11 protein-coding genes are annotated in these 15,285 nt (G+C 74.1%); 10 read left to right on the forward strand and 1 reads right to left on the reverse strand.

Going from position 1 to position 15,285, the window contains the following annotated elements; translation table 11 throughout:
- The first annotated feature begins 95 nt into the window (after positions 1–95).
- The 3 genes from ACIOGZ_RS13050 to ACIOGZ_RS13060 all read left to right on the forward strand — a co-directional run bounded on the left by ACIOGZ_RS13050 (position 96) and on the right by ACIOGZ_RS13060 (position 2,836).
- Complete coding sequence (locus tag ACIOGZ_RS13050) at positions 96–761, forward strand: LuxR C-terminal-related transcriptional regulator (RefSeq protein ID WP_363629453.1); 666 nt, start codon at positions 96–98, stop codon at positions 759–761.
- 162 nt (positions 762–923) lie between these two features.
- A complete protein-coding gene (locus ACIOGZ_RS13055; RefSeq protein ID WP_363586012.1) occupies positions 924–2,384 on the forward strand; it encodes an MFS transporter in 1,461 nt (486 codons plus the stop codon).
- A complete protein-coding gene (locus ACIOGZ_RS13060) occupies positions 2,384–2,836 on the forward strand; it encodes a MarR family transcriptional regulator (protein ID WP_363586013.1) in 453 nt (150 codons plus the stop codon). Before ACIOGZ_RS13055 ends, ACIOGZ_RS13060 begins: the two co-directional genes overlap by 1 nt.
- Before the next feature lie 47 nt (positions 2,837–2,883).
- Here the strand turns inward: ACIOGZ_RS13060 and ACIOGZ_RS13065 are convergent, their stop codons facing one another.
- Positions 2,884–4,005, reverse strand: a complete 1,122-nt coding sequence (locus ACIOGZ_RS13065) for an alkene reductase (RefSeq protein WP_400985924.1) — start codon at positions 4,003–4,005, stop codon at positions 2,884–2,886.
- Between the two features lie 120 nt (positions 4,006–4,125).
- On the opposite strand from ACIOGZ_RS13065, the gene ACIOGZ_RS13070 reads away from it, so the two are divergent.
- From ACIOGZ_RS13070 to ACIOGZ_RS13100, 7 genes are all read left to right on the forward strand, one after another.
- Positions 4,126–4,500: a MerR family transcriptional regulator gene (locus ACIOGZ_RS13070; protein WP_363621023.1), complete on the forward strand. Its 375-nt coding sequence runs from the start codon at positions 4,126–4,128 to the stop codon at positions 4,498–4,500.
- Between the two features lie 220 nt (positions 4,501–4,720).
- Complete coding sequence (locus ACIOGZ_RS13075; RefSeq protein ID WP_363586016.1) at positions 4,721–6,016, forward strand: helix-turn-helix domain-containing protein; 1,296 nt, start codon at positions 4,721–4,723, stop codon at positions 6,014–6,016.
- 246 nt (positions 6,017–6,262) lie between these two features.
- The gene (locus ACIOGZ_RS13080) at positions 6,263–6,664 is read left to right on the forward strand and encodes a cobalamin B12-binding domain-containing protein (RefSeq protein WP_400807736.1); all 402 of its coding nucleotides are present in this window, start codon (positions 6,263–6,265) and stop codon (positions 6,662–6,664) included.
- The gene (locus ACIOGZ_RS13085; RefSeq protein ID WP_363586018.1) at positions 6,661–7,950 is read left to right on the forward strand and encodes a methylaspartate mutase; all 1,290 of its coding nucleotides are present in this window, start codon (positions 6,661–6,663) and stop codon (positions 7,948–7,950) included. The genes ACIOGZ_RS13080 and ACIOGZ_RS13085 overlap by 4 nt, the downstream gene beginning before the upstream one ends.
- An 80-nt stretch (positions 7,951–8,030) precedes the next feature.
- A complete protein-coding gene (locus tag ACIOGZ_RS13090; RefSeq protein WP_363586019.1) occupies positions 8,031–9,023 on the forward strand; it encodes an asparagine synthetase A in 993 nt (330 codons plus the stop codon).
- Positions 9,020–10,291 carry a glutamate synthase-related protein gene (locus ACIOGZ_RS13095; RefSeq protein WP_363586020.1) on the forward strand — a complete coding sequence of 424 codons (1,272 nt, stop codon included), beginning with the start codon at positions 9,020–9,022 and terminating at the stop codon, positions 10,289–10,291. The genes ACIOGZ_RS13090 and ACIOGZ_RS13095 overlap by 4 nt, the downstream gene beginning before the upstream one ends.
- 213 nt (positions 10,292–10,504) lie before the next feature.
- Positions 10,505–15,262 (forward strand): amino acid adenylation domain-containing protein, encoded by a 4,758-nt coding sequence (locus tag ACIOGZ_RS13100; protein WP_400985927.1) that lies wholly within the window; start codon positions 10,505–10,507, stop codon positions 15,260–15,262.
- Positions 15,263–15,285 lie beyond the last annotated feature (23 nt).

Genomic DNA, 15,285 nt, shown 5'->3' on the forward strand with positions numbered 1-15,285 from the left:
ACTACATGTTTGTGCAGTAGCGGCGGTCGCGGAAGACTTGTCAACGGGCCGTCAGGTCTGCAGCACGCGGGAGCCGTACACGGGAGGGGCCGGGCATGAGACTGACCGACTGCGAGTCGACCGCGGAGAGCTGGCAGGACCTCGCCGTCATCTGGCGCAACCGGACGCTGCGCTTGCTCGACCACGTGCCGGTGGCGCTGGCGGTGTGCGAGTTCAGCGGCCGGATCATGATCGTCAACCGGGCGATGGCCGCCGAATTCGGCCTGCTGCCCGGGCAGTTGCGCAACCGGAAGATCCTGGAGTTCTTCACCCTCCGGGACAGTGCCACCATCCCGGCGCTCGCCGAGGCCGTCCGCCTGCACCGGCGCTCGCAGTACCCGGCGCCGGTCTCCTGGTCGGCCGCCGACGGCACCGAGCGGAGCGGCGAGATGACCGTCGCCCTGGTCGGCGACACCCCGGAGGAGACCCCGAACCTGTTGCTCTCGCTGCCCGTCCGTACCGGGCCGGCCGCCCCGCCGGCCGCCCCCCGCCCCGAGGTGAGCCCGATCGAGGCCCGGATCCTCGCCGCCGCCGCCCGCGGCGCCACCACCGCCCAGATCGGCCGGGAGATCGGCCTCACCCCGGACGGCGTCAACTACCACCTCGCCCGGCTCACCCGCCGCTGGCAGCTGCCCAACCGCACCGCGCTGGTCGCCCGCGCCTACGCCACCGGCGTCCTGGCCGCCGGCGCCTGGCCGCCGGAGCCGGCCCCCCGCCCGTGACGGGGCGGGCGGGGCGGCTCGCGGGCTGGGCCGGGCTGCGAGGGGCCGGGCTGCGCGGGCCGGGGCTGTTGGGGGCTGGGCTGTTCGGGGCTGGGCTGTTCGGCGATTTAGTTATATGCTCACAATGATTTCAACAATACAAATACTTGTGGAGCCCCCACCATGCCGGACGCCGCCCAACGACGGCCCTGGCTCGTGCTCGCCGTCTGCTGCATGAGCCTGCTGATCGTCAGCCTCGACAACACGATCCTGAACGTCGCCCTGCCCGCCATCCAGCGCGACCTGCACACCTCGGTGTCCGGGCTGCAATGGACGGTCGATGCCTACACGCTGGTGCTGGCCAGCCTGTTGATGCTCTCCGGCTCCACCGCCGACCGGGTGGGCCGCCGCCGGGTCTTCCAGATCGGGCTGGTGGTCTTCACCGGGGCCTCGCTGCTGTGCAGCCTGGCCCCCGGGCTCGGCTGGCTCGTCGTCGCACGGATGCTCCAGGCGGTCGGCGGATCGATGCTGAACCCCGTCGCCATGTCGATCATCAGCAACACCTTCACCGACTCCCGGCAGCGCGCCCGCGCCATCGGCGTGTGGAGCGGCGTCGTGGGCATCAGCATGGCCGCCGGGCCGATCGTCGGCGGCGCCCTGGTCGAGTCGGCCGGCTGGCGGGCCGTCTTCTGGATCAACGTGCCGATCGGCCTGGCCGCGCTGTTCCTGACCCGCAGGTACGTGCCGGAATCGCGGGCGCCGCGGCCCCGCCGGGTGGACCCGGTCGGCCAGGTACTCGTCATCGTCCTGCTCACCACGCTCACGTACGCGATCATCGAGTCGCCGGAGCGCGGCTGGACGTCGCCGCTCGTCGTCGGCTGCGCGGCGGCGGCGCTGGGCGCGCTGCTGGGCCTGCTGTGGTACGAGCCCAGGCGCACCGACCCGCTCATCGAGCTGCGCTTCTTCCGCTCCGCGCCGTTCGCGGGCGCCACCGTGATCGCGGTCGCCGCCTTCGCCTCCCTGGGCGGGTTCCTGTTCGTCAGCTCCCTGTACCTGCAGAACGTGCGCGGGCTCACCCCGCTGCACGCCGGACTGTTCATGCTGCCGATGGCGGTGATGGCGCTGCTGACCGCACCGGTGTCCGGCCGCATGGTCGCCTCCCGGGGGCCGCGCGTCCCCCTGCTCCTCGCCGGGGCGGCCCTGTGCGCGAGCGCCGTGCTCCAGGCGCTCACCTACTCCGACCACCTTCCGACGGCCGTGCTGGTCGTCGCGTACCTGCTCTTCGGCACCGGCTTCGGTCTGGTCAACGCGCCCATCACCAACACCGCCGTTTCGGGCATGCCCCGTTCGCAGGCCGGCGTCGCGGCCGCGGTGGCCTCCACCAGCCGGCAGATCGGCCAGTCCCTCGGCGTGGCCGTCGTCGGCGCCCTGATGGCGGGCGGCGCGTACGCGCACACGGCGGCCTTCACCGACGCCGGGCGGACGGCGTGGTGGATCATCGCCGGCTGCGGCGCCGCCGTGCTGGTCACGGGTACGCTCACTTCCGGCCGCTGGGCCCGGGAGACGGCCCTGCGCACGGCGGAGCGGCTCGCCGCCGAGGAGGCGCCGGGGACGAGGGAGACGAAGGAGACGGTGAACACCTGATGGACCGCCCGCACACCGGTGAGCAGCACGAGGGGGACGAGGCCGCCACCAGGACGGCGACCAGGGTCTGGCAGGGACTGAACGCGCTTGTCCTGGAGCGCTACGACCGCCGCAAGACCGTCGCCGAAGCCCTCGGCATGAGCTTCAGCCGGGTCAGGGCGCTGCGCCGCCTCGGCGCCGACCCGATCACCCTGCGGGACCTGGCCGAGCGGCTGGGCAGCGACCCGCCCTACACCACCGTCATCGTCGACGACCTGGTGCGGCGCGGCCTCGCCGAACGCGTCACCAATCCCGCCGATCGCCGGTCCAAGCTGGTCCATCTGACCGAGGAGGGCCAGGCGAAGGCCGCCCTCGCCGTCAGGATCCTCACCACCCCGCCCGACGACCTGCTAGCCCTGCCCCCGGAGGACATCCAGGCGCTCGACCGCGTCCTGGCGAAGCTCCTGGACTGAACCTCCCGGGGCGGGGCGCCGCCGCGGCGGCCTCGGGCGGGTGGCGGCTACGGCCGCTGGTCGACCGTGTGCTGGTAGGCGGAGTAGGTCAGGTAGCCCCGGTCCCCGCCCTGGTAGTAGGTGGCTTCGTCGGCCGGGGCGATCGGGGCGCCGGTGCGCAGCCGTTCGACGAGGTCGGGATTGGCGAGGTAGGCGCGGCCGAAGCTGATCAGCTCGGCGCCGAGGCCGAGCCAGTGGTCCGCCGCCTCGCGGTCGACCTGCTTCGGGCCCAGCGGAAGCACCGGATTCATGATGAGCGTGCCCGGCCAGGCGCGGCGCAGGGCGAGCAGGGACGGCTCGTCCGTCGTCGCCTCCAGGTGGACGTAGGCGAGTCCGAGGCCGGCGAGTTCGCCGAGCAGGGCGGTGTAGAGCTCCAGGACGTCCTCCTCCGCCACGCCCCAGAAGGTGCCGCCGGGGGAGAGGCGGATCCCGGTCCTGGCGGCGCCGACGGCCTCGACGGTGGCGGTGGCGGCTTCGACGGCGAAGCGGATCCGGTTGCGCACCGGGCCGCCGTAGCGGTCGGTGCGCCGGTTGGCGTTGGAGGAGAGGAACTGCGAGATCAGGTAGCCGTTCGCGCCGTGCAGTTCCACCCCGTCGAAGCCCGCGTCGACGGCGCGGCGGGCGGCCTCGGCGTAGGAGCGGGCGTGTTCGGGGACCTCGTCGGTCTCCAGGGCCCGGGGGACCGGAGCGGGCTGCGGACCGGTCGGGGTGAACACGTCGCCGGTGGCGGGGACGGCCGAGGGGCCGACCGGTCGCAGCCCCGTGGTGTCCGGGTGCGAGACCCGGCCGCCGTGCATCAGTTGGGCGAAGATCCGGCCGCCGTTGGCGTGCACGGCAGCGGTCACCTGGCGCCACGAGGCCGTCTGCTCGTCGGTGTACAGGCCGGGTGTGCCCGGGTTCGACTGGCCGATCAGGCTCGGCTGGACGCCCCCGGTCACGATCAGCCCGGCGGTGGCCCGCTGGGCGTAGTAGGTGGCCATCGAGGCGGTGGCCAGACCGTCGGCGGTGGCGCGCCCCCGGGTCATCGGTGCCATCACCACCCGGTTGGGCAGCGTGAGTTCGCCGATCCGGTAGCCGGTGAGCAGGGCGCTCGACGTGGCGGACGTGGCGGACGTGGCGGACGTCGTCATGCGGAAGTCCTTCGTTCGAAGTCACGGACCCGGTGCCCGGGCCCGTCCTCCGTTACGCTAAAACCTGACATCGATGTCAGAGGCAAGCCCTGTGACGGGGATCACGACCCGGAGGTGCCCGTGCGGATCGGAGAGCTCGCCGAACGCGCCGGAGTGAGCGTCAGATCCCTGCGCTACTACGAGGGGCAGGGCCTGCTGGCCAGCACCCGCAGCGCCAGCGGGCAGCGCCACTACACCGACGGCGCGGTGGCGCGGGTGCTGTTCATCCAGCGCCTCTACGCGGCGGGGCTGTCCAGCCGCGCCATCGCCGAACTGCTGCCGTGCGTGGACGCGCCCAGCGAGGAGCACTCGGTGGCCGCGCTGGAGCGGATGGGGCAGGAGCGGGCGAAGCTCGACGCGCACATCGCGGACATGGCCAGGACCCGTGACGCGCTCGACGAACTGATGGACACAGCCCGCGCCGCACTCGAGGAGCAGTCCGCCGACGGGCTGTGAGGCCCGCGTGAAGGTCGTGGGTGGGGCCGGTGATCGGCCGTTGATCGGGCGTAGACGGCGAGCCTGGAGCATCTGGAACCGGAGGGGACCGGTTCGGAGGCCACAGCCTGACCACCGGGTCCCACGCGGTCGGACCACGGACCGCGCGGGTACCCAGCGCTGATGCCGCCACTGGTCCCGACCCCCATCAGGAGTCCGGACCACGAAGGGCAGACGAGGCATGGACGGCGGGCAGTGGGTGCAAGCGGTGAGGACGGCGGCGGGCTTCGGAGAGCAGTTGAGGGTGCGGCGCGAGCGGATCGGCCTGACCCAGCAGTGCCTGGCCGATCACGCCACCCTGAGCGTGCGGGCCATCCGGGACATGGAGAGCGGCCGAGTGAGACGGCCACGGAACGAGACCGTCCGGCTGCTGGCGGACGCGCTGCGGCTGGAGGGTCGCAGCCGGGCGGACTTCGAGGAGGCCGCCCGTCGGCACCCGCTCGCCGATGAGCCGACGGCCGTGGCGCCGGTCGCCCCGCCGGTGGCGCGCGGGGCCATCGTCGGGCGGGAGATGGAGGCCGAGGTGCTGTCCGACGCCTTCGCCGTGCACGGGGACCGGCTGGTCTCGCTGGTGGGGCTCGGCGGGGTCGGCAAGACCCGGCTCGCCCTGGAGGTGGCCCGCCGCCTGCACCTGGCCGCCTGCTGGTCGGTGCGCTGGGTGGACTGCGCCGGCGACTCGGCTCCCTGGCACGGCCGGATGGACGACATCGTCCGGGACATCGGCGACCGGCCCGCCCTGCTGGTGCTGGACGGCGCCGACGGCGGGGTGGACGCCGACCGGCTGGACGGGCTGTTCCACCACTGCCCCGGGCTGCGGGTGCTGATCACCGCCCGGGAGGCCTGGCCGCTGCCCGGCGGGCAGGTCGTCCCGCTCGCCCCGCTGCCCGTACCGGCCCCCGAACTCGACGCCGAACCCGAGGCGTTGGCGCAGATCGGCGCCGTCCGGCTGCTGCTCTCGCACCTGCGCCGGCTGCGCCCCGGCTACACCCTGGAGCGCTCCGAGGCCCCCGCCGTGGCCGCGCTCTGCCGCCACCTGGACGGCCTGCCGGGAGCGTTGGAGCGCGCGGCGGGGTGGACGCTGGTGCAGTCCACCGCCCAGTTGCTGGCCCGGCTGTCGGCCGGCCCGTTCACGCTGGCCGCGCCGCCGGTGGTGTACGGCACGCGCGGTGACGTCCGGGACGAGGTGGAGCCGGCGATCCAGCGGTTGACGGAACGCCAGCGGGCCCTGCTGGACGTGCTCGTGGACGAGCCCGGCGACTGGTCGGGAGAGGACGCGGTGGTCCGCAGCGGCTGGGCGCCGCAGACCTGCCTGGCGACGGTGCACGAACTGCTGTCGCGCGGACTGATCCGCAGCGTGCCCGCCCGCGACGGGGTGCGCTTCACGGTGCTCAACGTGTGCCGCCGCCTCCTCCGGGAGGAGCCCGGGCACCGGTTCGCGCCGGCCGCGGACGTCCAACTGCTCGCCGTCGCGGGCTGACCGCGCGGCGGCAGGCCGGCCGGGTGTCGATACTGCCGCTTCTTGCCCGCATCTTGCCGCACGAGCTGCCGGTCGCCGGGCCCGATCGTTCCTAGCGTTCTCCGTGGGGCTGGACCGCCGCGGAATACGCGCCGGAATTCCCGGGCCGCCGGCTGGGGCGTCGGCGGAATTCCATCGACGATCGCTACCGACGAGGGCTGGGCTGTGGAGCACGGAAATGACGGAGAGAGAAGACTGGACGTCGTCGTGACGACGACGGCCTCGGATTCGCACACCTGGAACCTGGTGTTCCTGCAACTGCTGCTGGAGGAAATGGGCCACCGGGTGACGAACCTGGGCGCGTGCGTCCCCGACGCCTTGCTGCTCGCCGAATGCCGCCGGATCGAACCGGACCTGATCGTGGTCAGCAGCGTCAACGGGCACGGTCACCAGGAAGGGCTGCGGGTGATCCCGGCCCTGCGCGCCTGCCCGGAACTGCGGCGCACCCCGACGGTCATCGGCGGCAAGCTCGGCATCGCCGGAACCGACGACCCCGACCGCGAGCGCGTACTGCTCGCGGCCGGTTTCGACCGGGTCTTCGAGGAGGGCTCCGCGGTGGCCGGGTTCCGCGAGTTCGTCGACGGGCTGCGCTCCCGGGTCCTGCTGTGACGAGCTTCGGCGCGTTCGTGGCGCAGGCCGCGGAGGCCGGCGCACTGGTGGTCCAGCCCCGGATGGGGATGGCGCAGGCGGCCCGGATGCGGGAGGGCCTGCTCGCCACCCGGGCGGCGGCCGCCGTCACCGTCGGCACCATCACCCTGGACAGCTACACCCGCACCGGCGACCTCGACGCCGCGCGGCGGGCACTGGCCGCCGGGGCCGGCCTCAACGGCTACCCGATCGCCACCCACCCGGTCGAGGTCACCCGGGCGGTCCTGGCCGGCGTGGCGGACGCGGGCTTCCCGGTGCAGGTCCGGCACGGCTCGGCCGCGCCGGAGCACATCATCGGGGCGCTGCTGGCGGCCGGCCTGGACGCCACCGAGGGCGGACCGGTCTCCTACTGCCTGCCGTACGGCCGCACCCCGCTGCACGAGGCGGTGGCCCGCTGGCAGCGTAGCTGCGAACTGCTGTCGTCCATGCGGGAGTTCGGTGCGGATCCGCACCTGGAGACGTTCGGTGGCTGCATGATGGGCCAGCTCTGCCCGCCCTCGCTGCTGATCGCCATCAGCGTCCTGGAGGCGTTGTTCTTCCGCCAGCACGGGCTGCGCAGCATCTCGCTCAGCTACGCCCAGCAGGCCAACGCCGGCCAGGACGAGGAGGCGCTGGCCGCGCTCGGCCGGATCGCGGGCGAACTGCTCGCGGACGTCGACCGGCACCTCGTGGTGTACGCGTACATGGGCGTGTACCCGCGCTCGCCCGGCGGCGCCCGGCTGCTGCTGGAGGACGCCGCGCGGCTCGCGGTGCGCGGCGGCGCCGCCCGGCTGATCGTCAAGACCACGGCCGAGGCGCACCGCATCCCGACCGTCGCCGAGAACGTCCGGGCGCTGGAGACCGCCGCCGCAGCCGCCACGGCGGAACGCGCCCGCCCCCGGCCCGCCGCCCCGCCGGACACCGGGATCGAGGCCGAGGCCAGGGTGCTGATCGGCGCGGTGCTCGACCTGGACGCCGACGTCGGGCGGGCCCTGGTGCGGGCGTTCGCGGCCGGCTACCTGGACGTGCCGTACTGCCTGCACCCCGACAACGCCGGGCGGACGCGCAGCTCGCTCGGCCCGGATGGACGGCTGCTGTGGTCCGCCGTCGGCTCGATGCCGATCGCCGGGCTCGCCGAGGGCGGCCGCGCGCCGATCCTCGGCTCGGCCGGGCTGCTGGCCGCGCTCTCCCAGGTCCAGCAGCGCTACGACGAGCGGGCCGAACGCTCGCCCGCACCCGCACTCCGGGGCCTGCCCGCCGCACGGTGAGACGCCGGGTGAGACGCCGGGTGAAAAGCCACGCTCCACGCTCCACGCTCCACGAGAGAACGAGAGAAGAGGACCCGACCATGCCCGACCCCACGCTCCTGCCGCCGACCGACCCGGGCCGGCACCTGACCGCGCCGGCCACCCGCAGCGCGCTCCGGATCCAGCAGCACCTGCTCACCGCGGCCCGCGAGTTCCTGCGCGGCCGGGGCTTCACCGAACTGCTGCCGCCGATCATCGGCCCGGTCACCGATCCCGGTGCGCGCGGCTCCAAGCAGGTGGACATCGACTTCTACGGCCACCGCTACAAGCTGATGACCAGCGCGATCCTGTACAAGCAGGCCTCGCTGCTCGCCTTCGACAAGATCTTCTGCATCGCCCCGAACGTCCGCCTGGAACCGCTGGAGACCGCCGGGACGAGCCGCCACCTCGCCGAGTTCCACCAGCTGGACGTGGAGGTCGCCGGCGCGAGCCGGGACGACGTCGTCCAGCTGGCCGAGGACCTGGTGGTGCACATGGTCGACAGCACCGTCCGCGCGCTGCCCAAGGAGTTCGCCGAACTCGGCCGGGACCCGCAGGCCTTCGCCGAACTGCTGCAGGGCTCCTTCGGCCGCATCCGGCACGCCGAGGCGGTCGCCGAACTCCAGGGCATCGGGCACCCGCAGAGCCCCGAGGCCGAACTCGACTGGGAGGGCGAGGCGTTGCTGTCGGCCCGCCGGGACCGGCCGTTCTTCGTCACCGACTACCCGAAGGGCTCGCGCGGCTTCTACGACCGCGAGCACCCCGACGACCCGGGCCTGCTGCGCAACTTCGACCTGCTGGCGCCCGAGGGCTACGGTGAACTGTGCAGCGGCAGCCAGCGCACCAACGACTACGCGGAGATCGTCACCCGGATGCGGGAGACCGGCGAGAACCCGCAGAAGTACCGCTGGTACCTGGACCTGGTGCGCGAGGGGGTGCCGGCCAGCGCGGGCTTCGGCATCGGGGTCGAGAGGCTCACCCGGTACGTCGCCGGGCTGGACGCCGTCTGGCAGGCCAGCGCCTTCCCGAAGATCGCCGGAGTGGTGTCCCCGTGAGCGACCTCAGCGCGCCGGGATTCCCGGAGGAGGAGGTCCGGCATCGGGCCCGCGCCGGGGCCGCCGCCGCCTTCCCGCCCGCCGAGGAGTACGGACACGTGCTGTTCGGCGCCGGCCGGCCGGGCGCGGCGGACCGGGCGGCGCCGCCGGACGCCCTGGACGCGCTGCGGATCGTCCCGCCGCTGTTCCTGCCGCAGCGGCTGGCCAAGCTGATCGACCTCGGCCGCGAGCCCGACTACCGGGACGTCGAACTGGCCACCACCATCGGAGGGTTCGCCTCCGCGCTGCCGGTGTACGTCTCCGCGACCGGCTCCACCCGGGCCGCCGGCGGTGACCTCGGGCTGGCGCTGAGCCGGCAGGCCGGGGCGCTCGGCATCCCGATGGTGATCGGCGAGAACGTGGTGCCGGTGAACGGCTACGGCAGGCTCGGCGAGGCGGCCGACCGCACGCTGCTCGGCCGGCTGCGCGCCTACACCGAGGAACTCCCGGACGGCCTCGGCGGCGTGGCCGTCCAGCAGAGCACCGAGGACGCCGACGCCGAGGTGTGGAACCTCGTCCACAGCGACCCGGCCGCCCTGCCCCTGCTGGAATCCGGACGGCTGGCCTTCGAGTTGAAGGTCGGCCAGGGCGCCAAACCGGGCCTGGGCGGCATGACCGTGCTGGAGGCCGAGGCCGCCGCCGCGCTGGGCGACCGCTTCGGGCTGGACCCGTTGTTCGGCGACGGGCGGGTGCTGCGCGCCGCCACCCCGGGTACCTTCACCGCGGAGATCCTGCGCCAGCAGATCCGGCTGATGCGCAACAACTACCCCCGGGTGCGGATCTGGGTGAAGCTCTACCCCGGCCGGGACGTGGCCGAGGCCGCCCGGGTGGCGCACGAGGCCGGGGCGGACGCCGTCGTGGTGGACGGCGCCGAAGGCGGAACCGGCTGGGCGCCCGGGGTGTTCCTGCCGCACGTCGGACTGCCGCTCGCGGAGTGCCTGCGCCGGCTGGCGGTCGCGCCGCCGCCCTCGCTGCTGGTCTCCGGGCGCATCTGGGAAGGCGCCAGAGCGGTCAAGAGCCTGGCCCTGGGGGCCCGCGCGGTGGGCCTCGGGCGGGCGGCGCTGCTCGCCGTGGCGGAGGACCGGGAATCCGGGCTCCGCCGTTTCGTGGACTGTCTGGCGCTGGAACTCCGACTGCTGATCAGTGCGCTCGGAAAGTACGCGCCGCAGGCCCTGGACCGGGAGGACGTCTGGTCCCCCGAGGAATACGGAACCACCGCCGGCCGGTAGCCCCGGCCTGCCCGGGTCGATTCCTGCGGCAGGTCCGGAAAGCGGCACCGGAAACTGCCGATTTCCTTCCTCATTTCCTGCCGATAGGGCCGTCGAATTCCCCCTATCGTCGAACTCGTCGCCGATTCATCTCACTTCTGGGGCTGGATGATGTCCTCTCGCGGTTTCCCTACTGAGAATGCTGCGCCCGAAATCACGGCGCCTGAAATCACGGTGTCCGCTTTCGAGCCGCCCGCTTTCGAGCCGTTCGCCTCCGCCGTCCGCCGCTTTCCGGAGCGGCCGGCCGTCCGCACCGGCGGCCGGACCGTCAGCTACCGGGAGCTGGACGGCCTGACCGCCGCGCTCGCCGCCCGGCTCGCCCCCGGGGGGACGGTCGCCGTCACCGGCCGCGACCGGCTGGACCACGTGGTCGCGCTGCTGGCGGTCCTGCGGGCCGGGGCCACCTACCTGCCGCTGGACCGGGAGGCCCCGGAGGAGCGCAACCGCTGGATCACCGAGGACGCCGGGGCCTCCCTGGCCCTCGGCGGCGAGGAGCTCACCGAGCTCACCGGGCTCAGCGACGGCGCGGGCGCCGTTGCCGGTGCTGGCGATGGCGGTGCCGGCTACGTCATCTACACCTCCGGCACCACCGGCCGTCCGAAGGGCGTGCACGTCCCGCTCGCCGCGCTGACCGGCCACCTGGCCGCCGCCGTCCGGACCTTCGGCCTGACCGAGCGGGACGTGGTGCTGCAGTTCGCCCGTCCGACGGTGGACGTGGCCGTGGAGCAGGTCCTCGGCGCGCTGTCCGCCGGGGCCTGCCTGGTCCTCCCGGAGCACCGACTCCTCTCCCCGGCCGAACTGCTGGACCTGCTGGACGCCGAGGGCGTCACCGTCGCCAACCTGGCCGCCGGCTACTTCCAGGACGTGGTGGCGGCCCTGGGCGGCAGGGTGCCGCGCACCCTTCGGCTGATGATCTCGGGCAGCGACAAGCTGGAGCCCGCCACCGCCGCCGCCTGGTGGGCCGCGACCGGGGTGCCGCTGCTGAACGCGTACGGACCGACCGAGACGGTGGTCACCGCCACCACCCACCGGCTCGCGGGCGAGCAGCCCGAGGCGGGCGTGCCGATCGGGACCGCGCTCGGCGGGCGGCGGCTCTACGTGCTCGACGAGCGGCTGCGCCCGGTGCCGCCCGGCACGGCCGGCGAACTGTACGTCGGCGGGCCGCTGCTGGCCTCCGGCTACCTCGGCCGCCCGGGCCTGACCGCCGACCGCTTCGTCGCGGACCCGTTCGTGGCCCCGTTCGTGGCCCCGCCCGCGGAGCCGCCCGCGGAGCCGCCCGCAGACCCCGCCGCAGCGCCGAGCGGCGCTCCCGGCGCGCGGATGTACCGCACCGGCGACGTGGTGCGCCGCACGACCGAGGACGGCCCGCTGGAGTTCGTCGGCCGCAGCGACCACCAGGTGAAGGTCCGCGGCTTCCGGGTCGAGCCGGGCGAGATCGAGCAGGTGCTGGCCGGGTACCCGGGCGTCACCGGCTGCGTGGTGGTGGCGCGCGAGGGCCGGCTGGCCGGGTACCTGACCGGTGCCGCGCCGCGGTACGCCGAGGCGCGGGACTGGCTGGCCGAGCGGCTGCCCGAGCACATGATCCCGGCGACGCTCACGGCGCTGGACGCCTTCCCGCTGACCGGCGGCGGAAAGGTGGACCGCCAGGCCCTGCCCGAGCCGCAGGCCGCGCCCGAGGGCCAGCCCGCCGGCCGCCCGCCGCGCACGCCCGCCGAGCAGCTGATCGCGGCGGTCTGGGCGGACGTGCTCGGGGTGCCCGAAGTCGGGGCGGACGACAACTTCTTCCACCTGGGCGGCGATTCGCTGACGGCCGTGCGGGTGGTGGGCCGGGTCTTCGACGTCTTCGGCATGGTGTCCCCGTACACCATCTTCGACGCGCCGACGCTGGCGGAGTTCGCCGCCGCGGTGACCGCCGCCTCCGGCGGTGAGCGCCCGGCGCTGGTCCGCTCGGGCGCCGCCGAGGCCCCGCTGTCCAAGTTCCAGCGCGGCCTCTGGTTCCTCGACCAGTGGAACCCGGACGCGCCGACCTACGTGGTGCCCTGGGTGTTCCGGTTCGCCGGGCCGGTCGACCCCGAGCTGCTGCGGCAGGCGCTGGCCGGGGTGGTGGCGCGGCACGAGAGCCTGCGGACGACCTTCGAGCTCGCCGAGGACGGTCCGCGCCAGGTCGTCCACCCGGCCGTGGAGCTGCCGTTCACGCTCACCGAGACCACCGCCGACCAGGTGGACGACCTGGTGGCCGAGGCCGCGCTGGAGCCCTTCGACCTGGCGGTCGGGCCGCTGGTGCGGGCGCGGGTCTTCCGGGCCGCCGGGGCGACCACGCTGTTGCTGCTCCTCCACCACATCGTCTGGGACGAGGGCTCGCTGCCGGTGCTGGAGGCCGAGCTCCAGGAGCTGTACGCCGCGGCGGCCGAGGGGCGCCCGGCCGAGCTGCCGGAACTCGCCGTCCAGTACGGCGACTACGCGGCCTGGCAGTACCAGGACGACACCGCCGAGCGGCAACTCGATCACTGGCGCGAGCAGTTGGCTGACGTTCCGGACGTCGACGCGCTGGCGCCGGACCACCCCCGCCCCGAGGAGCAGGCCTTCCGCGGCGCGTTCCACCGCTTCGCGATGCCGGATCCGGTGGCCGGGGCCGTCCGGGCGCTCGCCCGCAGCGAGGACGCCACCCCGTTCATGGTGCTGCTCGCCGGGCTGGCGCTCACCCTGCACCGCCGCTCCGGGCAGCGCGACCTGGTGCTCGGCTCGCCGGTGAACGTCCGTGGCCGGGCCGAACTCGACGGCCTGATCGGCTACTTCGTCAACCTGCTGCCGCTGCGCCTGAAGGTCGAGGAGGGCGTCTCCTTCCGCGAACTGGTCCGGCACGTGCGCGAGGTGTCGATCGGTGGCTACCGGCACCAGGAGGTGCCCTTCGACGACATCGCGAACGCGGTGCTGGAGGAACGCCCCGAGGACCGCAACCCGCTGTGCCAGGTGCTGCTGGAGCTGCACCCGCTGGACACCCGCCCGCTGACCGTCGGCGGGTGCGAGGTCACCCGCGATCTGCACTCCAACCCCGTCTCCCGCTTCGACCTGTCCGTCTCGGTGGACGACCGCGGCACCGGCTTCACCGGCCGCTTCGAGTACGACAGCGACCTCTTCGAGGCCTCCACCATGGCCGGCCTGTGCGAGCAGTGGCTGGGCACCCTGGCCGCCGCCCTGGAGGTGCCGGGGCACGCCCTGTTCGAGGCGCAGGCCGCCCGGGCCCCGCAGGCCACCGCCCTGATCTCCGGTGAACGGACCGTCCCGTACGGCGAGTTGAACGCCGCCGCGAACCGGCTGGCCCGCCACCTGGTGGGCCTCGGCATCGGCCGCGGCGACACCGTCGCCGTACTCGCCGAGCGCGGGCCGGAGATGGTCACCGCGCTGCTGGCCGCACTCAAGACCGGCGCCGCCTACACCCTGCTGGACCCGGACTTCCCGGCCGAGCGGCTGGCCGGCGCGGTCGCCGACACCGGCGCCGCCACGGTGATCACCCACCGCCACGCCACCGTGCCGTTCGCCGTCCGGCGCCAGGTGGACCTGGACGCCGCGGCCGCCGAGCTGGCCCGGTACGCGGCGCACGACCTCGGCCTGCCGGTCGACGGCGCCGATCTCGCCTGCGTGATGTTCACCTCCGGCTCCACCGGCCGCCCCAAGGGCGCGGCCGTCCCGCACCGCGCGCTCACCACCACCTACCTCGGCCAGGACTACGCCCGCTTCGGCCCGGACGAGGTCTGGCTGCAGTGCTCGCCGGTCTCCTGGGACGCCTTCGCGCTGGAGCTCTACGGCGCGCTCTGCTTCGGCGGCGCCTGCGTCCTGCAGCCCGGCCAGCGCCCGGACCCGCAGACCATCGCCGAGCTGACCCGCCGCCACGGCGTCACCGAACTCCAGCTCTCCGCCAGCCTGTTCAACTTCCTGCTGGAGGAGCTCCCGGAGACCTACGACGGCCTCAAACTGGCCATCACGGCCGGCGAGCGGGCCTCCGTCACCCACGTGGCCAAGGCCCTGGAGAACCACCCGGGCCTGGTGGTCGCCAACGGCTACGGCCCGGTCGAGAGCCTCGGCCTGACCACCTGCCACCAGGTCGGCCCGGAGGACGTCACCGGCAGCTCCGTCCCGATCGGCGTCGCGCTGAACGGCAAGGGCGTCCTGGTCCTGGACGAGCTGCTGCGCCCCGTCGAGCCCGGCGTGATCGGCGAGTTGTACGCCTCCGGCGGCGGTCTCGCCTACGGCTACCTCGGTCGGCCCGGCCTCACCGCCGAACGCTTCGTCGCCTCCCCGTTCGGTGTCCCCGGCGAGCGCCTCTACCGCACCGGAGACCTCGGCTACGTCAACGCCGGGGGCCTGCTGGAGGTCACCGGCCGGATCGACGACCAGGTCAAGATCCGCGGGTTCCGGGTCGAGCCCGGCGAGATCGAGGACGCGCTCACCCGGCACCCCGCCGTCCAGGAGGCCGCCGTCACCGTCCACGAACCCGCCCCGGGCGACCACCGCCTGGCCGCCTACGTCACCGTCGGGGCCGACGCACCGGACCCGGAGGTGCTCCTCGACCACCTGGCCGGCCTGCTGCCCGAGCACATGGTGCCCGCCACCCTGGACGTCCTGGACGCCCTGCCGCTCAACCACAACGGCAAGGTCGACCGGAAGGCACTGCCCGCCCCCGCCGGGCGCCGGGCCGCCGCCCGCGACCCGCTGACCGAAGCCGAACGGCTGGTCGCCGAGGCCATGTGCGAGGTCCTCGACCTCACCGAGGTCGGCCGGGAGGACAACTTCTTCCGGATCGGCGGCAACTCGCTGGCCGCCGTCCGGGTCGCGATGCGGCTGTCCCGGGAGACCGGCACCCGCGTCCCCCCGCAACTGGTGTTCCGGGCCAGGACCGTGAGTGCCATCGCCGAACGGCTGGCCGCCCGATGACGGGCCGCACCGCACACGAAGGG

Source organism: Kitasatospora sp. NPDC088160, from assembly GCF_044741445.1.
Taxonomy (GTDB): Bacteria; Actinomycetota; Actinomycetes; order Streptomycetales; family Streptomycetaceae; genus Kitasatospora.